At 59.8% G+C, this 25,517-nt stretch carries 22 protein-coding genes and 1 pseudogene; 16 read left to right on the top strand and 7 right to left on the bottom strand.

The features are described 5' to 3' along the window. Together Q0C28_RS17725 and Q0C28_RS04925 are read left to right on the top strand one after the other, a co-directional pair. Nucleotides 1–128 (top strand): annotated as a pseudogene (locus Q0C28_RS17725) (IS630 family transposase); the annotation flags it as partial. Nucleotides 129–207: 79 nt separating this feature from the next. Further along, on the top strand, nt 208–582 hold the full coding sequence (locus Q0C28_RS04925; RefSeq protein ID WP_293573539.1) for a hypothetical protein: 375 nt from the start codon (nt 208–210) through the stop codon (nt 580–582). Between the two features lie 161 nt (nt 583–743). On the opposite strand, the gene Q0C28_RS04920 is transcribed toward Q0C28_RS04925, so the two are convergent. The 6 genes from Q0C28_RS04920 to miaA form a co-directional block, all read right to left on the bottom strand. Further along, nucleotides 744–2,831, bottom strand: a complete 2,088-nt coding sequence (locus Q0C28_RS04920) for an ABC transporter ATP-binding protein (RefSeq protein WP_293573538.1) — start codon at nt 2,829–2,831, stop codon at nt 744–746. Nucleotides 2,832–2,994: 163 nt separating this feature from the next. Next, entirely contained in the window at nt 2,995–4,437 is a 1,443-nt protein-coding gene (locus Q0C28_RS04915; RefSeq protein ID WP_293573537.1) for an ABC transporter permease, read from the bottom strand. Nucleotides 4,438–4,451: 14 nt separating this feature from the next. Further along, nucleotides 4,452–5,504 carry an ABC transporter permease gene (locus Q0C28_RS04910; protein WP_293573536.1) on the bottom strand — a complete coding sequence of 351 codons (1,053 nt, stop codon included), beginning with the start codon at nt 5,502–5,504 and terminating at the stop codon, nt 4,452–4,454. A 136-nt stretch (nt 5,505–5,640) separates the two neighbouring features. Continuing rightward, the gene (locus Q0C28_RS04905) at nt 5,641–7,305 is read right to left on the bottom strand and encodes an ABC transporter substrate-binding protein (protein ID WP_293573535.1); all 1,665 of its coding nucleotides are present in this window, start codon (nt 7,303–7,305) and stop codon (nt 5,641–5,643) included. A 543-nt stretch (nt 7,306–7,848) separates the two neighbouring features. Beyond that, entirely contained in the window at nt 7,849–8,688 is an 840-nt protein-coding gene (locus tag Q0C28_RS04900; RefSeq protein WP_293573534.1) for an AraC family transcriptional regulator, read from the bottom strand. Nucleotides 8,689–8,976: 288 nt separating this feature from the next. Further along, nucleotides 8,977–9,849 carry a tRNA (adenosine(37)-N6)-dimethylallyltransferase MiaA gene (gene miaA, locus Q0C28_RS04895; RefSeq protein ID WP_293573533.1) on the bottom strand — a complete coding sequence of 291 codons (873 nt, stop codon included), beginning with the start codon at nt 9,847–9,849 and terminating at the stop codon, nt 8,977–8,979. A gap of 159 nt (nt 9,850–10,008) precedes the next feature. Between miaA and pyrH the strand changes: the two genes are divergently transcribed. The 12 genes from pyrH to lpxB all read left to right on the top strand — a co-directional run bounded on the left by pyrH (nt 10,009) and on the right by lpxB (nt 22,821). Further along, nucleotides 10,009–10,758, top strand: a complete 750-nt coding sequence (pyrH, locus tag Q0C28_RS04890; protein ID WP_293573532.1) for a UMP kinase — start codon at nt 10,009–10,011, stop codon at nt 10,756–10,758. 302 nt (nt 10,759–11,060) lie between these two features. Further along, nucleotides 11,061–11,624: a ribosome recycling factor gene (gene frr, locus Q0C28_RS04885; protein ID WP_293573531.1), complete on the top strand. Its 564-nt coding sequence runs from the start codon at nt 11,061–11,063 to the stop codon at nt 11,622–11,624. A gap of 9 nt (nt 11,625–11,633) precedes the next feature. Next, complete coding sequence (locus tag Q0C28_RS04880; protein WP_293573530.1) at nt 11,634–12,392, top strand: isoprenyl transferase; 759 nt, start codon at nt 11,634–11,636, stop codon at nt 12,390–12,392. Continuing rightward, complete coding sequence (locus Q0C28_RS04875; RefSeq protein ID WP_293573529.1) at nt 12,389–13,180, top strand: phosphatidate cytidylyltransferase; 792 nt, start codon at nt 12,389–12,391, stop codon at nt 13,178–13,180. The genes Q0C28_RS04880 and Q0C28_RS04875 overlap by 4 nt, the downstream gene beginning before the upstream one ends. Next, nucleotides 13,180–14,337 (top strand): 1-deoxy-D-xylulose-5-phosphate reductoisomerase, encoded by a 1,158-nt coding sequence (dxr, locus tag Q0C28_RS04870; RefSeq protein WP_293573528.1) that lies wholly within the window; start codon nt 13,180–13,182, stop codon nt 14,335–14,337. Before Q0C28_RS04875 ends, dxr begins: the two co-directional genes overlap by 1 nt. Nucleotides 14,338–14,356: 19 nt before the next feature. Continuing rightward, nucleotides 14,357–15,712 carry an RIP metalloprotease RseP gene (gene rseP, locus Q0C28_RS04865; RefSeq protein ID WP_293573527.1) on the top strand — a complete coding sequence of 452 codons (1,356 nt, stop codon included), beginning with the start codon at nt 14,357–14,359 and terminating at the stop codon, nt 15,710–15,712. 648 nt (nt 15,713–16,360) lie between these two features. Then, complete coding sequence (bamA, locus tag Q0C28_RS04860; RefSeq protein WP_293573526.1) at nt 16,361–18,700, top strand: outer membrane protein assembly factor BamA; 2,340 nt, start codon at nt 16,361–16,363, stop codon at nt 18,698–18,700. 239 nt (nt 18,701–18,939) lie between these two features. Then, nucleotides 18,940–19,521, top strand: coding sequence for an OmpH family outer membrane protein (locus Q0C28_RS04855; RefSeq protein ID WP_293573540.1), 582 nt, complete (start codon nt 18,940–18,942; stop codon nt 19,519–19,521). Between the two features lie 86 nt (nt 19,522–19,607). Continuing rightward, complete coding sequence (gene fabZ, locus Q0C28_RS04850) at nt 19,608–20,072, top strand: 3-hydroxyacyl-ACP dehydratase FabZ (RefSeq protein WP_293573525.1); 465 nt, start codon at nt 19,608–19,610, stop codon at nt 20,070–20,072. Nucleotides 20,073–20,076: 4 nt separating this feature from the next. Beyond that, complete coding sequence (gene lpxA, locus Q0C28_RS04845; protein WP_293573524.1) at nt 20,077–20,862, top strand: acyl-ACP--UDP-N-acetylglucosamine O-acyltransferase; 786 nt, start codon at nt 20,077–20,079, stop codon at nt 20,860–20,862. 4 nt (nt 20,863–20,866) lie between these two features. After that, nucleotides 20,867–21,658, top strand: coding sequence for a UDP-2,3-diacylglucosamine diphosphatase LpxI (gene lpxI, locus Q0C28_RS04840; RefSeq protein WP_293573523.1), 792 nt, complete (start codon nt 20,867–20,869; stop codon nt 21,656–21,658). After that, nucleotides 21,655–22,821, top strand: a complete 1,167-nt coding sequence (gene lpxB / locus Q0C28_RS04835; RefSeq protein ID WP_293573522.1) for a lipid-A-disaccharide synthase — start codon at nt 21,655–21,657, stop codon at nt 22,819–22,821. The genes lpxI and lpxB overlap by 4 nt, the downstream gene beginning before the upstream one ends. Before the next feature lie 224 nt (nt 22,822–23,045). Here the strand turns inward: lpxB and mnmA are convergent, their stop codons facing one another. Continuing rightward, nucleotides 23,046–24,191, bottom strand: coding sequence for a tRNA 2-thiouridine(34) synthase MnmA (gene mnmA, locus Q0C28_RS04830; RefSeq protein WP_293573521.1), 1,146 nt, complete (start codon nt 24,189–24,191; stop codon nt 23,046–23,048). Nucleotides 24,192–24,338: 147 nt separating this feature from the next. On the opposite strand from mnmA, the gene Q0C28_RS04825 reads away from it, so the two are divergent. Next, nucleotides 24,339–24,617: a DUF1153 domain-containing protein gene (locus Q0C28_RS04825; protein ID WP_293573520.1), complete on the top strand. Its 279-nt coding sequence runs from the start codon at nt 24,339–24,341 to the stop codon at nt 24,615–24,617. Between the two features lie 125 nt (nt 24,618–24,742). After that, nucleotides 24,743–25,462 (top strand): response regulator transcription factor CtrA, encoded by a 720-nt coding sequence (gene ctrA / locus Q0C28_RS04820; RefSeq protein ID WP_293573519.1) that lies wholly within the window; start codon nt 24,743–24,745, stop codon nt 25,460–25,462. The last annotated feature ends 55 nt before the right edge of the window (nt 25,463–25,517 follow it).

Genomic DNA, 25,517 nt, shown 5'->3' with positions numbered 1-25,517 from the left:
AGCAATTCGCCGATGCGATCCTGAGATTCTTCCGCGAAACCATCCCCAAAGAGTGGAAAACATTCCGAGATCAGGTCTCAGACAACTTCAGGGTCATAACACACGAAAAATTTCGGGTTTTGGGGTGAGTGCGGTATAACTCCGTTAAGCCGCCAGAAAGTTGCCTTAATCATTTGTCAACTATTGCGCAGATCAGGAGGAAACCCAGTGCCGCTCAATCGCTTTGACCAACGTCTCACCCAGATGCAATGGCAGCCACAGGCTGGACCATCGCCACAGATCGTGGACAGCGTCATGGCGACACGCGGACCGATCGTCATCCGCGGTGTGGAAAGCACATTGGCGGGCGCGATCCTGGGCATTCTGATCGGGGTGGGTCTGAAAGGCATCATCACCCCAGGGGCGCCTTGGGGGCCAGAGACCGGGTTGACCGGCCTTTTGGTGGGGGGCGCTGCCCTGGGGGGGGCTGCAGGCTCGCTGATCCTTGCAGGTCTGGCCATCCTGCGGCACCGCGAAAAGCCACGCCTGATGCAGTTTGCATCAATGAACCTGCTGATGATCGTGATGCTCCTGCTCAGCTAAACGATTGATATCTGGTGGGATGGCGCGATACGGGCGCGGCAGAGGAGAGCTGCCGCGCCCGTTTGTGTATGGCGCACTCGCGTTGTGCGCAGGTGAGCCCTGACCCCGATCCGCCCAAGACAGCAAGGCCTTAATATGGGCGGCCTCAGTGCAAGAGCGGACTACTCCGCTGCGATCTTGATCACCGGTTCCATCTGCGCCAGATCCTCTTCGCTCAGGTGGCATTTGATCTGATGGTCATCTGCCAACTGGCGCAGCGGTGGCACCTGGGTTTCGCACAGGCCCCCCGGCACCTGCGATTTCCAGCGACAGCGCGTTTGGAACGGGCAGCCCGACGGCGGGTTCATCGCAGAGGGGATGTCGCCCTCCAGAACGATATGGCGCTTTTCCACCTTGGTGTCGGCAATGGGCACCGCGCTCAGCAGCGCTTCGGTGTAGGGATGATAGGGGGGTGCAAACACCTGATCCGTGGTGCCGAGTTCCACCACATGGCCCAGATACATCACCATCACCCGGTCCGACAGATAGCGCACAATGGACAAATCATGGGAGATGAACAGCAGCGTTGTTTTCTGTTCCCGCTGAATTTCCATCAACAAATCAGTCACCGCAGCCTGCACCGACACATCAAGCGCCGAGACAGGTTCGTCGGCCACCACAATCCGCGCGTCTCCGGCAAAGGCACGGGCAATCCCAACCCGCTGTTTCTGGCCACCTGACAATTGCCGCGGCATTCGGTCGGCAAAGGCACGCGGCAGTTTCACCAGATCCAACAGTTCCAGCATGCGCTGTTTGCGCTCTGCTTCGGAGGCCCCGATGCCAAAGATTTCCAGTGCGCGCTGGATCTGACGTCCGACCGTCATGGAGGGGTTGAGCGTGTCAAACGGGTTCTGGAACACCATCTGCACATCCGCCACGGTTTTGGCGTTCCGTTCCTCAATGGGCGTGGCTTCGATATTGGCGCCATCCAACAGGATCTGCCCACTTGTCGCGGTCTCCAGCCCCATCAGCACCTTGGCAAAGGTGGATTTGCCACAGCCGGATTCCCCGACGATGGCCAGGGTTTCGCTCTCCCGCGCCTCAAAGGACAGGGTTTCATTGGCTTTCACAACCTTGCGGGCGCCGTTGTCGAACAACGCATTGGCGGCCACTTCGTAGTATTTGCGCAATTCATCGATCTTCAGCACGACGTCGCCGGGTTCGGCCCGGTCTTTCTGCGAACCTGCCACCATCGGTGCGTCCCAATCGATCTCCTCGTGGCGCAGGCAACGGGTGTGGTGGCGGTCGTTGCCCGCAATCGCCGACATCTGGATGTCACCTGCATCACAGCGACCGGCTTCGAAGTAATCGCAGCGGGGGCCGAAGTTGCAGCCATTTGGTCGCTCGTGGGGCAGCGGGAAGTTGCCCGGGATCGCCACCAGTGGGCGGGCGTTTTTATCGGCCCCCGGCAGCGGAATCGAGCGGAACAATGCCTGCGTGTAAGGGTGGCGCATCTCATCGAAGACATCATGGATGGAGCCGCGCTCCACCGCTTCGCCCGAATACATCACACAAAGCCTGTCGCAAGTTTCCAGCACCAGACCGAGGTTGTGGGAAATGAACAGCATCGACGTGCCGTATTTCTTCCCGAGATCCTTGACCAGCTCCACCACGGCCGCCTCGACCGTGACGTCCAATGCGGTTGTCGGCTCATCCAGGATTAGCAGCGATGGTTTCGACATCAGCGCCATGGCAATCACGATCCGCTGCTGCTGACCGCCGGACAATTGATGGGGAAAGGAATTCAACATCCGCTCCGGATCCGGCAGGCGCACATCTGTCACCACCTCCAGCGCACGGCGGTAGGCCTCGTCTTTGCCGACACCTTCGTGGATCATCGGCACTTCCATCAGTTGTTTGCCGATCTTCATCGCCGGATTGAGCGAGGCCATCGGCTCCTGATAGATCATCGCGATTTCATTGCCGCGCACATCGCGCAGCTCTTCAGCGGTCATTTCCGCCAGATCGCGGCCCTTGAACTTGATGGATCCGCCCACGATGCGGCCGTTTTTGCCGAGATCCTGCATAACGCCAAGCGCAACAGTGGATTTGCCGCAGCCAGATTCGCCCACGAGACCGACGGCTTCGCCCGGTTGCACCGCAACGGAGAAATCCATCACCGCAGGGATCTCGCGCAAGCGGGTGAAGAAGGAAATTGAGAGCTTGTCGATCTCCAGGATCGGGCCGTCATAATCTGCCAGTTTGTTCATTTTGTAGTCTCCCTGTTGGAGCGGGACAATTCGGAGCGGGACAGGCTGGAGCAGGACGGTGATTTTGCCGCTTGCTCCGACTGTCCCGGGGGCTGCCACCTGTGGCGCCATTGGATCATGCCCAGATGGCGGCGGGGCTGACCCCCGGTCACGTTGGTTCGGATCAGTCGCGCAGGCTTTCCTCGCGCAGCCCATCGGCGAGCAGGTTGAGGCCCAGAACCAGGCTCAACAATGCCAGCGCAGGCGGCAGCGGTGGATGCAGATAGATCGCCAACAGCTTGCGCCCATCGTTGATGGTGGAGCCCCAGTCCGGGCTTTCCGGTGGCAGGCCGAGACCAAAGAACCCAAGCGTGCCCAGAAGGATGGTGGTGTAGCCAATGCGCAGACAGAAATCCACGATCAGCGGGCCACGGGCGTTGGGCAGGATCTCCCACAACATGATGTACCAGGGCCGCTCGCCGCGGGTTTGGGCTGCCGCAACATAATCGCGTGTCTTGATGTCCAGCGTCAGGCCCCGGACGATGCGGAACACCGTCGGGGAGTTCACAAAGACCACGGATACGAACACCACCAGGATGCCGCCCGGCACGTCAAACAGATCAATGGGCCAGAAATCTATTTTGGAGCCGGCTTCATTGATCATCGACATATAGCCCAGGACACCGGGGATCAGCACCACGGCCAGCCAGATGACATTGGCCTGTGGTCGGGTGCGAAAGCGCGAATGCAGCAGAACCCCTGCAAAGATCAACGGGAAGGCAAAGAGCACCACGCCGATATATTGCGGCAGACCCGTGGCCACGATTTCCGGTGTGACCAGCAGGTAGAAGAGCAAGATCACGGGGAACGCCAGCACGAGATTGGCGAGGAAGGACAACACGGTGTCCAGCCTGCCGCCATAATATCCTGCCGGCAGCCCCAGGGTGATCCCAACCATAAAGGCAAACAGCGTCGCCAGTGGTGCGATCTGTACGACCACCCAGGCGCCATCGATCAACCGGCTGAACACATCGCGCGCCAGATTGTCGCCGCCCAGGAGATACCAGGCAGCAATGCCTGCATCTTCGCCAGCGCCGGGCACCGGCGTGCCGGGGACTTTGTTCTTCATGCCGGACACCTGCGCCAGAGAGTCATGCGGCGCGATCAGGTCCAGTGCGCCCAATATGCCGGTGAACACCCAGAACATCACCAGGCCAAAGCCGATCATGCCGATGGGGCTGTCAAACAGTTTGCCATAGAGCCCCAACCGCCGTTTGAAGGTGATGGAGACATAAAACAACAGCGCCAGCGCCACCCAGACCGGCAGCATCAGTCGCGCCATGCCGCCAATGATACCGCCAGAGGTGCTGAACAGGATGCCATAGGCAATGTGGATCACGACCAGCGCGACCACAGCAAGCAGCGACAGCCGCACCCCAAGTGCCGCCAACCCATCAGGGGTCGCGGTCAGGGCAGGGGCGCCATAGGGGCCTTGGGCGCTGGCGCGCAGACCGCCAAAGACGCTCAGCACCATCCAGGCCACAATGGAGAGGCCAAGCGCGCTCAGGCTCAGAAACAGGATCGGGGTGAGAAAGGACAGATTGCCGGTCCAGGTCAACGGTTCCATGAATGCATCCTCCCTCAGTTGATCCGAATACGCGGGTTCAGATAGACATAGCCAATGTCAGAGATCAGCTGGGTCAGCAGCACGATAACCACGGATATAACCGAGATGCCGAGCAGCAGTTCGATATCGTTGTTCCCGGCCGCTTCGACCAGAGACCAGCCGAACCCTTTGTAATTGAACAGGGTTTCGACAATGACGACGCCGCTCAGCAGCCAGGGGAATTGCAGCATAATCACGGTGAATGGCGCGATCAGCGCATTACGCAAGGCATGGCGCAGGACGATGTTGGGAAATGAAACACCCTTCAGTCGCGCGGTGCGGATGTATTGCGCGGTCATCACCTCGGTCATCGAGGCGCGGGTCATCCGGGCGATATAGCCGATGCCATAAAGAGCAATGGTGATCACCGGCAGGAAGAAATTTTCAAATGTGGGTTCTGTCATCGCCGATGTGGCGGTACCCTTGAACCATTTCAGCCCCACCGTTGCGGAGGTAAAGACCGCGATGAAAATCACCCCCGAGACATATTCCGGTGTCGCAGTGGTCAAAATCGATGCGGTGGAAAGCGACCGGTCGGTGACCGATCCCTCGCGCATGCCAGCCAGAACACCAATCAGCAGCGCGGTTGGGACCATGACGATCAACACCCACATCATCAGATAGCCGGTGTTGGCCAGACGCACTTTGATGATGGACCAGACCCCATCTTTGAACCGCGTCGAATATCCCCAATCGCCCTGGATGACGCCACAGAACCGCGGCGCTTGTGCTGCGGCTTCGGCGCTGACCGGTCCGTCGATGCACCGCCCTGTGATGCCTTCTTCGGTTTCAGCTCGCCAGCCAGGCAAGACGCCAAGCCATTGGCCGTATTTCACCGCCACCGGCTGCAGATATCCGTTTTTGTCGAGCCAGCTTGCCACGGCCTCATCCGACATGCGGAAGTTGCCCTCGGTCTTGGCGAGCTTTTCGAGGTTGGGGTAGAGGTTTGTCAAAAAGAACACGATGAACGTCAGGCAAATTGCCGTCAGGATCATCACGCCTGTTCGACGCAAGATAAAGAGTCCCATGGAGTGTCCTGTCGGTCTGTCACGCAGGGTCGCTGCCGCGCAGACCCGCAAAGATCTGCGCAGCAGACGTCAACCGCGTCTGTGCTGGCAGCCTGCTCAATACGAGCAGGCCGGTTTCTGGCTCAACCTGGACCGATCAGGCAGCCCAACCCCACTTGTAGTGGTGGTGTTCGAAGGAGATATGCATATCCGCTCCGACGATGCCTTCGCGCAGGTGGCGATAGAGCGAGCGCCAGTAGGGCTGGATGGTGACACCTTCATCCTGAATGATGGCTTCCATCTTCGCCATGACTTCCCGGCGCTTGTCTGCGTCCGCGATGGACAGAGCCTCGGCCAGCAGGCCGTCGAACTCTTCGTTGGACCAGCCAAATTCATTCCAGGCTTCGCCGGACCGATAGGCCAGCGCATGGATTTGCACACCCAAGGGGCGGTGGTTCCAGTTGGTGGAGCTGAAGGGGTATTTCACCCAGTCGTTCCAGAACGTGGTGCCTGGCAGAACGGTCCGCTTCACCTTGAAGCCCGCATCGCGCAGCTGGGCGGCCACAGCGTCGGTGGTGTTTTTGCGCCAGTCATCGTCGATGGACACCAGCTCATGCTCGAAATCCATCATCCCGGCTTCTTCCATCAGCGCGCGCGCGGCGGCTGCGTCGACCTTGCGGGCAGGCAGTTCGGCATATTCGGGATGGATCGGTCCGACGTGGTGGTTTTCCGCGGCCTGACCCCGGCCACCATAGCCCAGTTCGAGGCAGACATTGTTGTCCACCGCCATGGCAATCGCCTGACGCACACGTTTGTCCGCATAGGGCTGTTTGCCATCCACTTCGGCCAGCTGGTTCGGGCGCACCACGATGGTCGACATGGTGACCACTTCGGATTTCACGTAGCCGAGGCTGTCCATGACATCGATAAACTCACCGACGGATTCATAGAGCATGTCGACTTCTTCGGATTCCAGTGCGGCCAACCAGGAGGCCGAGTCGGTGCCGAAGTCGATATATTCGATCCGGTCCAGCGCCGGGCGGCCAAAGACCTCTTCGCCCCACCATGTGTGATCGCTGTTGCGGTCCAGCGCGGCTTTGACGCCCACTTCCAATTCGCTTAGCACGTAGGGGCCGGTGCCCACGTTCGCGGTGAAATCATCGGTCTGGAAGCTGCTGTGAACGATGGCAGCCGGGTAGTCGGCCATGCCAGGCACCAGCGAGATATCCGACGACGGCAGGGTCAGACGCACCGTGTGGCTGTCGACCACTTCGATTGCGTTTTCAATGGCTTTGCCGGTATTAGCGTCGACGAGCGAGCCGAAGCGGCCAGCCATGGAGTTGCCTTCAACCGACTTGTCGCACCAGCCTGCGATGTTGCGGGCGACGTCTTCGGCGGTGAAATCATCGCCGTTGTTCCATTTCACGCCCTTGCGCACATTCAGCGTGTAGACGGTGGCGTCTTCATTGATTTCCCAGCTGTCGAGTAGCATGCCGCGCATCGAGCCGTCGTTGTTGTATTCCACCAGATATTCCATGGTGCCGCGGGTCAGGTTGCCCATCTGCGACCAGTCATAGGTGCGCGGGTCCTTCAGCGGGCGCACTTCCATCTGGCAGCGCAACGTGCCGCCGTCCTGCTTGTGACCGGCGGCTTCCACCGGGGCGGACAGACCGATCATGCCATAGGCCGCCGACGCGGTGACGCCCAGCGCCGTGGCGCGGGTCAGGAATTCACGTCGGTCCATCTTTCCCGCGAGTGTCTCAGAGGCATACATCTCTGCGGCCGGGTGGATTGCCGTCCCGGTGATGGTGTCTTTTGTCATGTAACTCTCCCTGTCGCGCCACGGGTTTGCTGGCTCTGGTCCTGTCGTTTTTGGGACAGTCCTATTTTGGTCTGGACCGTGCTCAGGTGACGCAGTTTTCAACGCTTGTTGCCCCGTAACCACATTCGGCCCCAGATCTGGGGGGACGTCAATGCATGTTTTCGGCACATCGGGTATTTTTTCCGACATTTTGGATGTCGTTTTTAGAATTTTGCGTCAAAGTCGGGATTGCCCGGTGGAGAACTGTGCACTGCTGCCTAGTTCCAGAAGCGACAGATTCTCTGATCCGCGGAACGGCGTCCGTGGCTGCATCGGGCGCTGCGTTTGACGTGTATCTGACATCCGCAATTGGTGAGGCCAGTTCCGCATCGGTTTATTCAGACAACTGAACGCTGTAGACCCCGTTGGTCCATACACCTGAGACGTTTCCCGGGTGTGCATCATGGGCAGAATACACCTGCTGTCTCTGCCCCGCAGATCGTGTAGCGGATGATTGGGTGGATGAATGGGCCCGATGACTGGGGCCGATAAATGGGCGGGTGATCAGGCGGCGCGTTTTTGTTTTTCGCGCGACTGCTTGCGCAGCTTGCTTGGCGTCTCGCCCGTGTGCTGGGTGATGAAACGCGTGAAATAGGCCGCGCTGCCAAAACCAAGCGTCGAAGCAATGTCCCGCATCGGCAAATCCGTCGTCACCAACAGCGTGCGGGCTGCGTGCAACTGGCGTTCAGTCAGCAGAGCGCCTGCGGTTTTGCCCGTCTCGGATTTGCAGACACGGGTCAAATGGGTGGGGGTGACATTCAACTCTGCGGCGTGGTCCGCCATGCTGGCATGCTGGGCGTAGCATTTGACGATCCGTGCGCAGTACCCCTGCGCCAGCCGCTGTGCCGCAGTCAGTTTCACCGGCAGTGCTGTGTGCGCGTCAAGCAGTCGGCGCAAGTGGATCGCAATCAATGTGCCATGGGCCTGCATGGCGCGATACCAAAGTGGCGGGCGGTTTTGCTGCTCTGTCTGCATGGACTGCAACATGCCGTTGATGATCGCCTGGTCCTGCGCCTCCGGGATCCGCAGGGCTTCGGGCGTTTCCGGGAAATCCATGCCGACAGCGGTGGGCACTTTCATCACCAGTCCCATGCATTGGCGACCCAGTTCAATTGACCACAGTGTGCCTGCCGGGACGAAAATCGCACTATGGGGGCCGAACCCGCGCTGCTGACCGTTCAGAAAAACCCGCCCTTGACCCCGCGTCACCCATACCAACAGATGCTCTTTCAGGTCATGTGCCAGCTCAAGCTGCCAGGCTCCCTCACGCGCAAGATGAGCCAGGGCAAGATGAGCCAGGGGAACAACAGAGATCTCGCCGGAAACGGAAGGGTCGAAGGGCATAAGTATACTGATTATAAGTGTGGCGCGTAATTCGAGGCGAAAAAGCCTCAAACAAATGATTCTGGCAAGTTTTTGCCAGCTAACCCCGCACACAATCAAGCGATTAGTCGGATAAGTCATATTTCGCCGAACACTTGTGCGTATTACGCACGCATACGTCTCAATAAGTGTTGCTGATCGCACCTCATGCGGGAAAACGACAATTTCGCTTTGATTTGAGACAGGTTAGCCCTGGTTCTTGGTCTCGCTCTTCGCCCGGGGTCTCGCGCGGTTTGTTAGGCCTGGTCGTTAGCCCGGATTGACCGGATGCCAGTCGGACATGCGTTTGCGAAACCAGGTGCGTTGGCGTTTGGCAAACTGCCGGGTGGAGACAGCGGCTGCTTCGCGGGCTTCGGCGTGCGACATCTCTCCGCGGTGATAGGCCATAAGTTCCGGCACGCCAATCGCTTTGCAGGAAGGCAACTGCGGGTCGTAATGCGGCGACATGGCCGCGACCTCCTCCAGCGCGCCTTGCTCCAGCATGAGATCAAAGCGCTTGCGGATCCGCGCCTCCAACCACGACTTTTCCGGGGTCATGACAATCGGCGTGCATCGCGACAGCGGCAAGGGTGGCGCAGGGGTGTCGGCCTGCCAGTCGGCCAGCCCGCGTCCCGTCGCGCGCAGCACCTCCCACGCCCGCTGCACCCGTGCCCGGTTCAGCAGGTCGATCTTCGCCGCGGTTCGTGTGTCCAGTTCTGCACGCAGCTGCTCCAGCGGCAGGCCGTCGGCGTGCAACCGCACCTCTGGGGGCGTGGCGGGGATATCCGCCAGCCCCTCGGTCAATGTGGAGAAATACAAACCAGTTCCGCCCACGATGATCGGGCGCTTGGGCCCTGACAGCAGGGGCAAGACCTCGCGCAGCCAATGGCCAGCGGAATAAGTGGCATCAAACGGGATATGCCCATAAAGCGCATGTTCTGCCTGGGCTTCTTCCTCGACCGAGGGGCGCGCGGTGATCACCCGCCAGCAGTCGTAGATCTGGCTGGCATCGGCATTCACAATAATGCCGCCCTGTTCGGCCGCGATGGCCAGCGCCAGGGCCGATTTGCCCGAGGCGGTTGGCCCAGCGATCAGCACAGGCGCCTCAGGATCAATCTGGGGCAACAAGGAGAGGAGTGTCATTAAGTGATCCTGTGGGTGATCCTGTTTTGCGGATGCTGCAGCCAGGCAGCTCCCGCACTGCGAGAAAGGGCCGAAAAACATCGTCGGCGCGCATTGATCCCGCCGCTGATTTGCTTCATTTTGCGCGTAATCTAACCCCGTCACAATCCGGAGCGCAACATGCCCGACAACAACGATCAGCCGGTGGCCACATCGGCGGCAACCTATAAACGCGTCATGCTGAAGATTTCTGGTGAGGCGCTGATGGGCGACCAGGGGTTCGGGCTGCACCCGCCGACCGTTCAGCGGATCGCGCAAGAGGTCAAATCGGTCCGCGATCTGGGCGTCGAAATCTGCATGGTCATTGGCGGTGGCAACATCTTCCGCGGCCTGTCCGGCTCCGCGCAGGGGATGGAGCGGACAACTGCGGATTACATGGGGATGCTGGCCACGGTGATGAACGCCCTTGCGATGCAATCCGCTCTTGAGGGGCTGGGCGTCTTCACCCGCGTGATTTCGGCGATCCGCATGGACGAGGTAGCTGAACCCTATATTCGCCGTCGTGCCGTCCGCCACCTGGAGAAAAAACGGGTCTGCATTTTTGCGGCGGGCACCGGCAACCCGTATTTCACCACGGATACCGCCGCGACGCTGCGCGCCAATGAAATGGCCTGCGAGGCGATTTTCATGGGCAAGAACGGCGTCGATGGCGTTTATGACAAAGACCCCAAGGAACATGCCGACGCGGTGCGGTTTGACGAGATCAGCTATGATGAGGTGCTGGCCAAACGCCTGAAGGTCATGGACGCCTCTGCCATTGCCTTGGCGCGGGACAACAACCTGCCATTGATCGTGTTCCCGCTGGATGAACCAGGCGGCTTCCGCGGCATTCTGGCCGGGCAGGGCACATATACCAAAGTGCAGGGCTGACCGGCTCAGAGGCCAACAACCACAGCTGAAAACGATAGAATGGGCGCAGAGCGGGATCCGCTTTGCGCCCGTTTTCTATTTCGGATCTGTGCGGCGCTCGTCATTGCTTCGCTTGGTGCTCGATCCTTCTGTGACCGGCTTTGGTGGAACTACCCACCTGCATGACAGAGGCAGTATGTGACCGCATCGGACGAGGGTTCGCACTGCCTAGCGGATGAATCTGCGGCATGATTGCTATACAACCTTGCACCAATGGCTTATGAGCATAAGAAACACCGCCTCAAGTCAGGGGAGAGAGCAGAATGTCTGACGATTTTATTCTTGATACCGATGATCTTCAGCGCCGCATGGATGGCGCCATGGCCAACCTGAAGACCGAATTTGCATCCTTGCGGACCGGCCGCGCCTCCGCCTCCATGTTGGAGCCGGTCATGGTCGACGCCTACGGTTCCATGACACCGATCAACCAGGTTGGTACCGTCAATGTGCCGGAACCCCGGATGGTGACCATCAATGTGTGGGACAAATCACTGGTCGGCAAAGTGGAAAAAGCGATCCGCGAATCCGGGCTTGGGATCAACCCGCAGCTCAATGGCACCATCATCATGCTGCCTATTCCTGAGCTGAACGAGGAACGCCGCCGCGAGTTGGGCAAGGTTGCGGGCCAATATGCCGAAAGCGCCCGGGTTGCGATCCGCAACGTGCGCCGTGACGGTATGGACCAGATCAAGAAAGCCAAGGCAGACGGCATGTCCGAGGACGACCAGAAGCTGTGGGAAGGTGAGGTTCAGGAATTGACGGACACCATGATCAAATCCGTTGATCAGGCGCTGGAAGTCAAACAAGCCGAAATCATGCAGGTCTGATCTTTTCGGATGTCACAGGGGTCAAACACCGCCTTAGCGCCGGATCCGGTTGTGCAGACAACCGATTTCGGTCCGAAACATGTTGCGATCATCATGGATGGCAACGGGCGTTGGGCGCAGGCGCGGGGACGACCGCGCCTGTTTGGCCATCACGCCGGCGCAAAACGCGTGCGAGAGGTGGTGGAATGCTGTCCTGATCTCGGCGTGAAATACCTGACCATATTTGCCTTCTCCACCGAGAACTGGAAACGCACCCAGGTTGAGGTCGCAGGCCTCATGAGCTTGTTCCGCCGGTATATCTCCAAAGAGATGAAAGCCTTGGCCCAACGCAATGTGCGTGTCCGTTTTATCGGGGACCGCGAGCGTCTGGATGCCAAGCTGGTCGGATTGATGGACCAGCTGGAGCAGGAAACCGCTTCAAACGATGGCACCCATCTGACCATCGCGCTGAATTACGGCGGGCGTGACGAAGTGGCCCGCGCCACCCGGCGTCTGGCCGAAGATGTGGCCGCAGGGCGGTTGGCGCCCGAGGATGTCGATCAGGAAACCCTGCCGAAGTATCTGGATACCCATGTGCTGCCCGATCCGGATCTGGTGATCCGCACCAGCGGCGAGGCGCGGATCTCGAATTTCCTGCTCTGGCAATCGGCCTATGCCGAATATGAATTCATCGACACGCTGTGGCCCGATTTTACCGCCGAGGAACTGCGGCGCCTGTGCGAGAGCTACGGGCAGCGCGATCGCCGGTTCGGAGCGGTGCGGACATGAGCCGGGCCGGGCGCTGGTCCGATTTACTGCCGCGGCTGATGTCGGCGGTGGTGATGATCCTGTTGGGCGGTTTTGCCGTTTGGGTCGGTGGCGTGGTCTTTGATGTGCTCATCGCCGCCTGCTGCGGTGGCATGATCTGGGAATTGATGCGCATGTTGGCGCCGGATCGCTCTGGCATCGCGCTGCCGCTTGGGGTCTTGTCCACGGGCGCGGTGCTGGCGGCTGCGCTGATGGGCGGGCTCAACGCTGTTGGGCTTTTGTTGATGCCGGTTGTGCTGGGACTGGCCGTAATCGGTATTCGCCGTGCGAGCTTTGCGGGATTTGCCATCTGGGTGATGTTTGCAGGGTTTGCTTTCATCTGGATGCGCAGCGTTCTGGGCCTCGATTGGATGATCTGGCTGGTCGCTGTGGTGGTCGCCACCGATGTGGCGGGTTATTTCGCGGGCAAGGCGATTGGTGGCCCCAAATTCTGGCCCGCCGTCAGCCCAAAGAAGACCTGGTCTGGCACATCGGCCGGTTGGCTCGCGGCCGCTGGCGTTGGTCTGGCTTTTGCCACGCAAGCGCCCGTTGGCTACGGCGTTGTGGTGTTGTCTGTGTTGGTGTCCATGGCCAGCCAGGCCGGTGATGTCGCGGAAAGCGCGCTGAAACGGCGCTGCGGCGTCAAGGATTCCAGCCAGTTGATCCCCGGACATGGCGGGCTGTTTGATCGGTTCGACGGTATGTTGGGGGCGGCCGTGATGGTGCTCTTGGTGCTGAGCCTTTGGGGGCTGCCGGGCGGAGCGATCTGATGCGCAAGACTTCCATTTTTGGGGCCACGGGTTCCGTCGGTCAAAGCACCATCGATCTCATTCGACGCGCGCCGGAGGCTTACGACGTTGTTGCGCTGACGGGTGCAGGCAATATCGCCCAACTGGCCCGCGATGCCATTGAATTGCGCGCCGATGTGGCCGTCACCGCACGCGAAGACCAGCTGCCTGCGCTGCGGGCTGCACTGGTCGGCCACCCGGTCGAGGCAGCGGCGGGTGATGCCGCCCTGAAGGAGGCGGCGCAACGCCCGGCTGATTGGGTGATGTCCGCGATTGTCGGTGCGGCCGGATTGGTGCCGGGGCTGGAGGCGCTGAAACAGGGAGCGACGCTTGCCCTGGCCAATAAGGAATCGCTGGTTTGTGCCGGACAGCTGCTGCTGAAAACTGCGCGTGATCATAATGCGCGCCTCTTGCCGGTGGACAGCGAGCATTCAGCCGTTTTCCAGGCCTTGGTCGGCGAAGATATGGCGGCGGTCGAGCGGGTGATTATCACCGCTTCGGGTGGTGCATTTCGGGACTGGCCGCTGGAGCGGTTGAAATCCGCGACCGTCGATGAGGCCTCAACACATCCCAATTGGGCAATGGGACAGCGCATCACAATCGACAGCGCGTCTATGTTCAACAAGGCATTGGAAGTCATTGAAACGCGAGAGTATTTTGGGGTCGACCCGGCGCAGATCGAGGTTCTGGTCCACCCGGAATCGATTGTGCACGCTATGGTCGGCTTTCGCGATGGCGCGGTGATGGCGCATCTTGGCGCGCCAGACATGCGCCACGCCATCGGCTACGCGCTGCATTGGCCGGAACGTCAGGACCTGCCGGTCGAGCGTCTGGATTTTGCCAAACTGGCACAGCTGAGTTTCCGCAGCCCCGATCTGCAGCGCTACCCGGCGCTGCAACTGGCCTATGATGTGATGGATCGTGGCGGATTGTCGGGTGCGGTGTTCAATGCCGCAAAAGAGCGCGCTTTGGACCATTTTATTGCCGGACGCATCGGGTTTCTGGATATGGCAGACCGGGTGGCCCGTGTCATGCAGCGCTTTGACAGGGACGATATGGGGCTAGATGATCTGATGACCCTTGATGCGGTGCGTCGCATGGACCATCTCGCACGGGTAGATATCGACTCTCTCCTCTAACGTAAGACAGGGTAAACCATTGGATTTTGTATCCCTCCTGCCGCAACTGGGCGGATTTTTCTACATTGTGGCCAGTTTTGTGCTCGCCCTGTCGGTGATTGTGGCGGTGCATGAATACGGCCATTACATCGTCGGTCGCTGGTGCGGCATCCATGCGGAGGTGTTCTCGCTCGGGTTTGGTCCGGTCTTGGCATCGCGGGTCGACAAACGCGGGACCCGCTGGCAGATCGCGCTGTTGCCTTTTGGTGGGTTCGTGAAATTTCTGGGCGATGCGGATGCGGCCTCTGGCAAGGATGCGGATGCGATGCAGGCCGCCGCCGCCGATCCCGCAGCGCTGCGCCGCACCATGCATGGCGCGCCCCTCTGGGCCAGAGCGGCCACTGTGGCGGCGGGCCCGGTGTTCAACTTCATCATGTCTGCGGTGATTTTCACCCTGGTGTTCTGGTCGCAGGGCACGCCACGCGATCCGATCACCATTGATCGACTGGTCAATCTGCCAGAGCTGAGCGAACCCGTTGGGCTGCAGGCCGGGGATGAGCTGCTGGATGTGGCAGGGCTGCCGGTTCCCTCGCTGAGCGACGGACCTGCCTGGGAAACCTTCCGCCGGACTGTGCCGAGCGAACAATCGCTGTCCTATCGTGTTCTGCGGGATGGCGCCGAGATTGAGGTCACTGGTCCTTATCCCTGGCCCCCCTATGTTCACGCCGTCGCCCCGCGCAGTGCGGCGTCTGACATCGGGTTGCGCCCAGGTGACGTGATCGCGGGTGTGGATGGAAATGCAATCTTCACCTTCGATCAGCTGAAAGAGGCTGTCGAAAGCGCAAATGGCGCAGAGTTGGATCTGACCGTGTGGCGCGATGGCACGGAATTTTCCGCGGCTCTGTCACCACGGCGGGTCGATGAACCACAGCCCGACGGCGGCTTTGCCACCCGCTGGCGCATGGGTATCGTCGGCGGTCTGGCGTTTGAGCAGGCCAGCGAAACCGTGCCCTTCACCGAGGCTCTGAGCGGCGGCGCGCTTCAGGTCTGGGCTGTGGTGGATATGTCGCTCAGCGGGTTGAGCCACATGATCACCGGCGCGATCAGCACCTGCAACCTGTCTGGTCCGATTGGCATTGCCGAAACCTCTGGTGCGATGGCCAGCCAGGGCGCAGAAAGCTTCATTCGTTTCATCGCGGTCCTGTCGACCGCTGTGGGGTTGCTGAACCTCTTCCCGATCCCAGCGCTCGATGGCGGACATCTGATGTTCTACGCCTATGAGGCCGTCACCGGCAAACCGCCAAGCGATCGCGTTATGCGCCTGCTGATGAGCTTTGGCATTGCCGCGATCCTGACGCTCATGGTGTTTGCTTTGGGCAATGATCTGTTCTGTTGATCCGCTGATCAACCGAGCCACGCAAGACTTGATGCCGATCAGCTCTGCTGGTCGGCATTTTGTTTTCGCCTGTTTGCGGCGCATTTGTCGCGGCCGTTTATCCACGCGCAGCTGACGCAATACGGCCCCTGCGTGGGGTGTAATCATTAAAATTTTATAAATATCCGCGCGATGCCACGGTCTGGTGCCCAACTGTCGCCACATTCGCCCGTTAACTCTTTTGTCATCTGCTGGTGGGCAGCGTGATCGCAGCGTCCGGAAACGGTATCGCGTGCAACCAAATATCACGCTGAGGCAGAGAGCCGGTTTGACAGAACTAAGGTGGGAGAGTGGAAGCGATGAATAGTCTACAATCAACCAAGACAGGATTGGGTCTGTTTGTGCGCCTCAACTGGGATCGTGCGCTGTCCGCAGTGACGATTTTGGGGGCGCTGATTGCAGGCGCTTGGATTGGCAGTCTCTGATATTGCAGGCTGTTGTGTGCTCTGGGCGCGTGGGGAAATCCCTACGCGCCTTTTTTGTTGCTTTTGACAATGACGGATAAACCCGATACGCACGAAACAAAGCTGTTAAAAAATCGGGTTTTGACTGATGGTTCGGGGGAATGACGCAGGTAAATCCTGTGGTGGCCGCAAATTTGGCGTCCAGATGTTGTATAAAAGTGCATCCGTATTGGCATTTGCCGTCGCGATGGGAGTTGTCGTGACACCACAGGAGGCCGCAGCGCAAAGCTATAGCTTCAGCAATGTGCGCGTCGAGGGCAACCAGAGGATCCAATCCTCCACCATTGTGGCCTATACCGGGCTGGAACGTGGGGAGACTGTCACTGCCGGACAGTTGAACGACGCCTATCAGCGGATCCTGGACAGCGGCGTGTTTGAGACCGTGGAGGTTGTGCCGCAGGGCAACACCCTCGTGATCAAGGTCACAGAGTTCCCGACGATCAACCGCATCAGCTTTGAGGGCAACCGCCGGATCAAGGATGACGCGCTGCTCGCGTTGATCGAATCGGCCCCGCGCCGCGTGTTCAACCCGACCGTGGCTGAACGCGATGCCTCCAATCTGGCCGAGGCCTATGGCGCGCAGGGGCGGCTTGCCTCGACCGTCACACCGCGCATCATCCGTCGCAGCGACAACCGCGTGGATCTGATCTTCGAAGTGTCCGAAGGCGACACCATCGAGGTCGAGCGCGTGTCGTTTGTCGGCAACCGTGTCTATTCGGACCGCCGTCTGCGCCGGGTTCTGGAAACCAAACAAGCAGGTCTGCTGCGGTCCTTCATCAACTCGGACACGCTGATCGAAGACCGTCTGGAATTCGACAAGCAAGTCCTGCGCGATTTCTACCTGTCTCGCGGCTACGTCGATGTGCGCGTGAACAGCACCAACGCCGAAGTCACCGAAGAGCGTGATGGCGTCTTCCTGGTGGTGGATATCACCGAAGGCCAGCAGTTCAAGTTCGGTGAGATCACAGTCACCAGCGAGATGTCAGAGGCCGATGCGGATGAGTTCCGGGCAGCGCTGCGGGTGAAGCCTGGTGTTGTCTATGCGCCCACCGTTCTGGAAAACGCAATTACGCGGCTGGAAACGCTTGGGATCCGCAAAGGGATCGATTTCCTGCGGGTTGAACCGCGGATCACCCGCAACGATCGGGATCTGACGCTGGATGTCGAATTCACGCTGACCCGCGGTCCGCGCGTCTTTGTGGAGCGGATCGATATCGAGGGGAATACCACCACGCTTGACCGCGTGATCCGTCAACAGTTCCGCACGGTCGAAGGCGATCCTTTCAATCCACGGGCAATCCGTGAAAGCGCAGAGCGCGTGCGCGCGCTTGGTTTCTTTGCCGCCGCAGATGTTGAGGTCCGCGAAGGCAGCAGCCCCAGCGAAGTGGTCGTCGACGTCGATGTCGAAGAACGCCCCACCGGATCGCTGAACCTGGGCGGTGCCTATTCCGTCAACGACGGGTTTGGCCTGACGCTCGGCCTCTCCGAGAACAACTTCTTGGGCCGCGGCCAGCGCCTATCGTTCAATATCTCCACCGCGCAGGATGCGGAGGAATACACGCTGGGCTTCACAGAACCTTATCTGCTGGGCCGTGATCTGCGGTTTGATCTGGATCTTGGCCTGTCGGAAACTGATTCCAGCTTTGCGCTCTATGACACCAAACGGGCGTTCTTCTCGCCTGCGCTGACCTTCGAGACCTCAGAGAACAGCCGCCTGCAGGTGCGCTATGGCTGGGACATGGACGAGATGATCAGCCGCGGCGATGACAGCAATGGCATTCCGCTTGCGGGGCCAGTGGTACGCAGTGAAATCGCTCAGGGCGCGCGCAATGCGTCCACGTTGGGCTTCACCTACACAGTGGACAGCCGGATCAACGGTTTGGACCCGAACCGCAGTTTCCTGGTGGAACTGGGCGCGGATTATGCCGGTCTTGGTGGCGACAGCGAATATCTGCGCAGCACCGCCAAAATCGTCGCTCAGCGGCGCATCTTCAACGAAGAAGTAACGCTGCGCGCCACCGTCGAAGCAGGTGCTTTCAGCTGGCAGGGTGATGGTTTCAGCCGGTCGATTGACCGTTTTGTTTTGTCGCCCAGCATTCTGCGTGGCTTTGAACCGGGCGGGATTGGCCCGCGGGATCAATCCTCCAATGGGGCTGGTGGCAACTACAACGACTTCTTGGGCGGCAACTACTACGCGGCGCTGCGTCTTGATGCCGAATTCCCACTTGGCCTGCCGGAGGAAATCGGTCTGCGTGGTGGCCTGTTCTACGATGTCGGCAACCTGTGGGGATTGGAAAACGCGGACACCGGCGCTGCTGGTGGGGCAATTGTCGGCCGCGGCGGATCCTATCGTCACGTGGTCGGGTTCTCGCTGCTCTGGACGACAGGGTTTGGCCCCTTGCGGTTCAACTTCTCCAAAGCGCTGAAGAAAGAGGACTTCGACCAGGAGCAGAACTTTGACCTCACGCTGCAGGCTCGGTTCTGACGCATATGATGCGGGCTGTGGATCCACGGCAGAGTGATCACGACAAGACGCTGGCCGCAGGGTTGGCGTCTTTCCTCCGTTGTGGGCTGTTGTCGGTTGCTTTGGTTGCGGCTGGGATTGCGGGACTAGCCACTGGAACCGCAGCACAGGCGCAGGGGCTGGCTCAGACGGGAGGCCAGACACAGGGTCAACCTGCGCAGATTCAGGCTGTACAAGGCCAGACTGTTCAGGCCCAGGCGGTGCAAGTCCAAAACACACAGGTTTCGAACACCCAGGTTCCGAATCCACAGGCCGCGCCGCTTGGTTTCGGCGTCGGAGAGAGCTTTCCGCTCGGCGCGCCGCAGACCGGATTGCTGACCATTCAATCCGACCGGCTTTATGCCGAAAGCGCGTTTGGCCGCCGTGTCGCCCGTGAACTGGAAGCCGAAGGCGCGGTTCTGACGGCTGAAAACCGCCGGATCGAGGCGCAGTTGCGCGCCGAAGAACTGGATCTGACGGAACGACGCGCCGATATGGACCCAGAGGCATTTCGCGCGCTGGCCAATGCGTTTGACGAAAAAGTGCAGGAAACCCGTCGCGATCAACAGCGCAAGCTGAACCAGATCAATCAGATGGGCGAAGCGGCACGGCGGGACTTCTTTGCCGCCTCGCTGCCCATTCTGCAGCAGATCATGCGCGAGTCGGGGGCTGGTGCCATTCTGGAGCACGCGACCGTATTCCTCAGCGCTGATGCCGCCGATGTCACGGATCTGGCAATCGCCCGCATCGACGAAGTACTGGGCGATGGGCTGCAAAACGACCCGTCCACCACGGACGAGTGATCGCGCGACCGCCTGCCGCTGCGCTTGCCCCAGACGCGGGCAGTTGCTAGGACAGGTTCAACAAACCACACTACGGGAAGCCCGCAATGACATCCGAGCTGAAGAGCGCCGACATTCATCTGATCCAGCGGATTTTGCCGCATCGCTATCCGTTTCTGCTGGTGGACAAGGTCGTGGAAATCGACGGCTACGCATCGGCCTGCGGGATCAAGAACGTCACCATGAACGAGCCGCATTTCCAGGGGCATTTCCCTGGCGCGCCGATTATGCCGGGCGTCACCATCGTCGAGGCGATGGCCCAGACCGCTGGCGTCATGCTGGGCGTTGGCATGGATATGATCGACTCTGATTTGTTGATCTATTTCATGAACATCGACAAATGTAAGTTCCGCCGCAAAGTGATCCCTGGCGATGTGCTGGAAATGCGCGTGGAAACCACCCGCGGCAAGCCGGGCGGCAAGATCTTCAAATTCAAAGGGGTGGCATCGGTCGACGGGGAGGTCGCGGCAGAAGCGGAGTTTTCTGCCATGGTTGATCTGCAAAAGGACTGACCAGATGACACAGATCCATCCCAGCGCGGTGATCGAAGACGGGGCCACCATCGGCGAGGGCTGCATCATCGGCCCGTTTTGCCTGGTCGGGCCGGATGTCGTGCTTGGCGCGCGGGTTGAGCTGAAATCCCATGTGGTGGTCACCGGTGACACCGAAATTGGCGCCGACACGGTGGTGTTTTCCTTCTCAGTCATCGGAGAAGTGCCGCAGGATCTGAAGTTCAACGGCGAGAAAAGCAAAACCATCATCGGCGAACGCAACCGGATCCGTGAACATGTGACCGTGAACGCGGGCACCGAAGGCGGCGGCGGCGTCACCCGTATTGGCAACGATGGTCTGTTTATGGCCGGCTGCCATGTGGCCCATGATGCGCAGATCGGCGACCGGGTGATTGTGGTCAACTCCGCAGCGGTGGCAGGCCACTGCGTGCTGGAGGATGATGTTATCATCGGCGGTCTGTCAGGCATCCATCAATGGGTGCGCATTGGCCGCGGCGCCATCATCGGTGCGGTGACCATGGTGACCAATGATGTCATTCCCTTTGGGCTGGTGCAGGCACCACGTGGTGAACTGGACGGGTTGAACCTCGTCGGGCTCAAACGGCGTGGGGTGCAACGGGCCGATATCACCGCTTTGCGCGCGGCCTTTCAGATGCTGGCGCAGGGAGAAGGCACCTTCCAGGAACGCGCGCGTCGTCTCGGTGTTGAATCTGACAGCGCCTATGTCCAGGAAATCGTGGACTTCATCACAGGCGAGAGCGATCGCTCTTTCCTGACGCCGGGGGGCTGATCTCATGTTGGCATTGATCGCAGGGCGCGGCGCTTTGCCCGCAGAAGTCGCCGCACGGCTGGCAGCCCGTCCCCTCGTCTGCGCGATGCAGGGCTCCGAGCCGGATCATATCGATCCTGAACTGACCTTTCGCTTGGAACATCTGGGCAGTTTCATCGCCCGGCTCACGGCCAGCGGTGTCACTGAAATCTGCCTCGCTGGTGCAGTTGGCCGTCCGCCCATCGATCCTCGCGAAATCGACGCCCAGACCATGCCGCTGGTGCCGGTGTTGCAGGCGGCGCTGACAGATGGCGATGACGGTGCGTTGCGTGCGATCATCGGATTGTTTGAACAGGCCGGTATGACGGTGCGCACCGCCCACGATGTGGCGCCCGATCTGTTGATGGGCGAAGGCGTCGTGAGCGACACCCAACCGGGCGAGATCGATCACGCGGATGCAGCACGTGGCAGTGCGGTTGTGGCCGCCATGAGCCAGGCCGACGTTGGCCAGTCCTGTGCCATCCGGCGGGGGCAGGCGATTGCGGTGGAGAACCTCTTTGGCACCGATTGGATGCTGCAGGCCCTGCAGGCCCGGCCAGATGGCACCGGCGGGCTGCTGTTCAAAGCGCCCAAAGCGGGTCAGGACCGCCGCGCAGATCTGCCCACAATCGGCCCACAGACGGTCGAACTCGCAGCCGCGGCTGGTCTGTCGGGGATCGTGCTGGAGGCCGGTGGCGTCATTGTGCTGGATCAGGACGAGGTGATCGCAGCCTGCAACCGGCACGGCCTGTTCCTCTGGCTGCGTCCAGCTGGATGAGTTTGCGGGTCTTTATCCTTGCCGGGGAGCCCTCGGGCGACCGGCTGGGTGGGGCCCTGATGGCAGGGCTGCGCCACTTGCGTCCAGACGTTGAATTCCAGGGCATTGGCGGCAGCGCGATGGCAGAGCAGGGGCTGCACTCCCGCTTTGATATGTCGGAACTGTCGGTGATGGGCCTCGCGGAGGTGCTGCCAAAGTATCGGCATCTGAAACAGCGGATCCGGGAAACCGCGGATGCGGTGCTGGCCTATCAACCCGATGTGCTGATCACCATCGACAGTCCCGATTTCTGCCTGCGCGTGGCCGCTTTGGTCAAAGAGGCGAGCGCTTTGCGCACTGTTCACTATGTCGCCCCGTCCGTGTGGGCCTGGCGGCCGAAACGGGCGCAGAAAATGGCGCGGGTGATTGATCATGTGCTGGCGCTGCTGCCGTTTGAGCCGCCCTATATGGAAGCGGCAGGCATGCAGTGTGACTTCGTCGGCCATCCCGTTGTGGCCGAACCCAAAGCCACAGAGGCCGAGATCGCTGCATTCCGCGAAGCCTATGATCTGGGGCAGGCGCCCTGTTTGCTGGCCCTGCCGGGGTCACGACGCTCCGAGGTCAACCGGTTGGCGCCGGTGTTTGGTGCCGCGTTGCGCCGGTTCCAGCAGACCCATGCAGAATACCGTGTTGTGGTGCCGGCGGCCGGGCCGGTGGCCGATCTGGTGCGCCATCACCTGTCCGATTGGACAGATACGGCCATTGTGATCGACCCGAATACGCTCGGTCCAGAGCAGGCCAAAGCCCACAAACGTGCGGCCTTTGCGACTGCGGATCTGGCTCTTGCGGCCTCTGGTACGGTCTCGCTCGAACTTGCGGCAAGCCGCACCCCGATGGTGATTGCTTATAAATTTCAGTGGCTCACATGGCAGATCATGCGCCGTATGGCGCTGATCGATACGGTGACACTGGTCAACCTTGTCAGCGATACCCGTGTTGTGCCCGAATGTCTGGGCCCAGACTGTACCCCGGATCGCATCGCTGCGGCGCTGATGCAGGTTCTGGCGGACCCAACCGCGCAGGCCGATGCGATGGCAACAACGATGGACCGATTGGGTGAGGGCGGGGACGCCCCAGGTTTGCGTGCCGCCCGCGCCGTTCTGGACCGCCTGCCGCAGCGTTGAGCGGATTCGGCCTGATCCCGACAATTCTATGGGGCTGCCTGATATCTGGTGGTGGACCTATTTCACCCCGCCATATTTGGTGGTTTCGGCGCAAATCTGGAAACAAATTGGTAAATTTTTGAGATGGCGCGGGGCAAAACCCTGATCAAAGTGTTAACGCCCCGAGCTGCGGTGACTCGGGGCGTTAACCTCATTTTAGGAAACGGCAGAGGCCAATCACCAGATCAGTGGCCTCTCCAGATCCAGCCACCACCAAAGATACGGCTGCCTTCGCCAGCGTAGAACACACAAGCCTGACCGGGAGAGATGCCTTCCTCCGGTGTCAGCAGCTCCACTTCTGCTTCGGTGTCGGAAATCGGGCGAATGATTGCCTCGCGCGGGGGACGGGTAGAGCGGACTTTTACCTTCAGATGCCATTCTGGCTGGCTGGTGAATGGCTGGTCGCCAAGCCAGTTGATCTCGCGCACCGGTATTGTCCGGGTTGCCAGCATTTCTTTTGGCCCGACAACAACTTGCTTGCTGTCCACATCCAGTTTCACAACATAAAGCGGCTCGCTCAGCCCACCGATCCCCAGACCACGGCGTTGACCGATGGTGTAGTGAATCACCCCGTTGTGCTGGCCCAGAACGCGACCATCTGCATGGACGATCTCGCCCGGTTCCGCCGCACCAGGGCGCAGTTTCTCGATGACGCTGGCATAATCGCCGTTGGGCACAAAACAGATGTCCTGGCTGTCGGGTTTATCGGCCACCGCCAGACCATATTGCGCCGCCATGTCGCGGGTTGCATCCTTGGACGGCAGATGGCCAAGCGGGAAACGCAGAAAATCCAGCTGCTCCGGAGTGGTTGAGAACAAGAAATAGCTCTGATCGCGGTTGGCATCCTCAGCCGAGTGCAATTCCGGTCCATGTTCGCCCATCATCCGCTGGATATAGTGACCAGTGGCCATGCAGTCGGCCTCCAGATCCTTGGCCGTTTCCAGCAGATCCTTGAATTTCACCCGCTCGTTGCAGCGAATGCAGGGCACTGGTGTTGCGCCAGCAAGATAGCTGTCGGCAAACTCATCAATGACCGCATCCTTAAAAATGTTCTCATAATCCAGAACATAATGGGGAAATCCGCGTTCCTCCGCGACTCGCCGTGCATCGTGGATATCGATCCCAGCACAGCAGGCGCCCTTTTTCGCAAGCGCTGCACCATGGTCATAAAGCTGCAGCGTCACACCCACCACATCATAGCCCTGATCGGCCAAATATGCTGCAACAACAGAGCTATCGACGCCGCCGGACATGGCAACAACCACCCGCGTTTCAGACGGGGGTTTGGCAAAACCGAGCGAATTGAGCTGGGACATAGCATCCTGCGCCATCAGGCACTCCTCGAGGTGGGGGGAACAGACCTGGCAGAATATAGGAAAATCCTAACGATCCTCAAGGGGTATGCTTCACGGCTCTTTAATTGGTTCGGGTGAGACTGGAGGCGGACCAATTCACGGCTCCAGACGAAGGAAACGGCGATGTTCTTGAAAAAAGTTGATGGGCCACGTGCGGTGACCTTGCCGGATGGCACGGTGATGACCCGCGCCGATCTGCCGCCAGAGACCACGCGCCGCTGGGTTGCCTCGCGCAAGGCTGCGGTGGTGCGCGGTGTGCTCTATGGGTTGATTCCCCAAACCGAGGCGATGCGCCGCTATGGGCTCAGCGAGGAAGAGTTCCGCAGCTGGGTTTCAGCGGTGGCCGACCATGGTGAAGACGCCTTGAAAGCGACCCGTTTGAAAGACTATCGCAAACAATAATACGAAAAATTGAATTTCACTTGAGCTAGATGCGCAAATTAACCATCATGGTAACGGGCCGTTAACTTTTATCCCGCATGGTTAATCCAACCTGAGGGAAACAGTGTACAGGCGGAGAAAATAATATGCGCATTCTTCTTGTTGAGGATGATCCGACAACAGCAAAGAGCATTGAGTTGATGCTGACTCATGCCAACCTCAACGTGTATTCAACCGACCTTGGTGAAGAGGGCATCGACCTCGCCAAGCTGTATGATTACGATCTGATCCTGCTGGATCTGGGTCTGCCAGACATGAACGGTCACGAGGTGCTGCGCCAGCTGCGTATGGCCCGGATCGAAACACCGATCCTGATCCTGTCTGGTGCAGATGACACCGACAACAAGATCAAAGGTTTTGGTTTCGGCGCGGATGATTACCTGACCAAACCGTTCCACCGCGAGGAGCTGGTGGCGCGTATCCACGCGATCATTCGCCGCTCCAAAGGGCACTCGCAGTCGATCATCAACACCGGCAAGATTTCGGTTAACCTTGATGCCAAAACCGTCGAAGTCGGCGGCAAGGCGGTCCATCTGACCGGCAAGGAATACCAGATGCTGGAACTGCTGAGCCTGCGTAAGGGCACCACCTTGACCAAGGAAATGTTCCTGAACCACCTCTATGGCGGCATGGATGAACCCGAACTGAAAATCATTGATGTGTTCATCTGCAAGCTGCGCAAGAAGCTCAGCACAGCCACAGGTGGTGATAACTATATCGAAACGGTCTGGGGCCGCGGCTACGTGCTGCGTGATCCGCAGGATGACCAGATGGGTGGCGATCACCGTATGGCGGTCGGGGCCTGATACGGCCCCACGCTGGTCCGCCCTTCCATCACCTCCCCAAGACATGACCTCTGAT

This window comes from Phaeobacter sp. (assembly GCF_022825805.1).
Lineage (GTDB): Bacteria > Pseudomonadota > Alphaproteobacteria > Rhodobacterales > Rhodobacteraceae > Phaeobacter.
The sequence above is the reverse complement of the archived record's forward strand: the minus strand, read 5'-3'. Positions and strand labels throughout refer to the sequence as shown.

What these genes read in the sequence shown, in the direction of transcription:
- Q0C28_RS04920 (WP_293573538.1), bottom strand. Translation starts at nt 2,831, where the DNA reads ATGAACAAACTGGCAGATTATGACGGCCCGATCCTGGAGATCGACAAG.
- Q0C28_RS04915 (WP_293573537.1), bottom strand. Translation starts at nt 4,437, where the DNA reads ATGGAACCGTTGACCTGGACCGGCAATCTGTCCTTTCTCACCCCGATC.
- Q0C28_RS04910 (WP_293573536.1), bottom strand. Translation starts at nt 5,504, where the DNA reads ATGGGACTCTTTATCTTGCGTCGAACAGGCGTGATGATCCTGACGGCA.
- Q0C28_RS04905 (WP_293573535.1), bottom strand. Translation starts at nt 7,305, where the DNA reads ATGACAAAAGACACCATCACCGGGACGGCAATCCACCCGGCCGCAGAG.
- Q0C28_RS04900 (WP_293573534.1), bottom strand. Translation starts at nt 8,688, where the DNA reads ATGCCCTTCGACCCTTCCGTTTCCGGCGAGATCTCTGTTGTTCCCCTG.
- miaA (WP_293573533.1), bottom strand. Translation starts at nt 9,849, where the DNA reads ATGACACTCCTCTCCTTGTTGCCCCAGATTGATCCTGAGGCGCCTGTG.
- pyrH (WP_293573532.1), top strand. Translation starts at nt 10,009, where the DNA reads ATGCCCGACAACAACGATCAGCCGGTGGCCACATCGGCGGCAACCTAT.
- frr (WP_293573531.1), top strand. Translation starts at nt 11,061, where the DNA reads ATGTCTGACGATTTTATTCTTGATACCGATGATCTTCAGCGCCGCATG.
- Q0C28_RS04880 (WP_293573530.1), top strand. Translation starts at nt 11,634, where the DNA reads ATGTCACAGGGGTCAAACACCGCCTTAGCGCCGGATCCGGTTGTGCAG.
- Q0C28_RS04875 (WP_293573529.1), top strand. Translation starts at nt 12,389, where the DNA reads ATGAGCCGGGCCGGGCGCTGGTCCGATTTACTGCCGCGGCTGATGTCG.
- dxr (WP_293573528.1), top strand. Translation starts at nt 13,180, where the DNA reads ATGCGCAAGACTTCCATTTTTGGGGCCACGGGTTCCGTCGGTCAAAGC.
- bamA (WP_293573526.1), top strand. Translation starts at nt 16,361, where the DNA reads ATGTTGTATAAAAGTGCATCCGTATTGGCATTTGCCGTCGCGATGGGA.
- fabZ (WP_293573525.1), top strand. Translation starts at nt 19,608, where the DNA reads ATGACATCCGAGCTGAAGAGCGCCGACATTCATCTGATCCAGCGGATT.
- lpxA (WP_293573524.1), top strand. Translation starts at nt 20,077, where the DNA reads ATGACACAGATCCATCCCAGCGCGGTGATCGAAGACGGGGCCACCATC.
- lpxI (WP_293573523.1), top strand. Translation starts at nt 20,867, where the DNA reads ATGTTGGCATTGATCGCAGGGCGCGGCGCTTTGCCCGCAGAAGTCGCC.
- lpxB (WP_293573522.1), top strand. Translation starts at nt 21,655, where the DNA reads ATGAGTTTGCGGGTCTTTATCCTTGCCGGGGAGCCCTCGGGCGACCGG.
- mnmA (WP_293573521.1), bottom strand. Translation starts at nt 24,191, where the DNA reads ATGGCGCAGGATGCTATGTCCCAGCTCAATTCGCTCGGTTTTGCCAAA.
- Q0C28_RS04825 (WP_293573520.1), top strand. Translation starts at nt 24,339, where the DNA reads ATGTTCTTGAAAAAAGTTGATGGGCCACGTGCGGTGACCTTGCCGGAT.
- ctrA (WP_293573519.1), top strand. Translation starts at nt 24,743, where the DNA reads ATGCGCATTCTTCTTGTTGAGGATGATCCGACAACAGCAAAGAGCATT.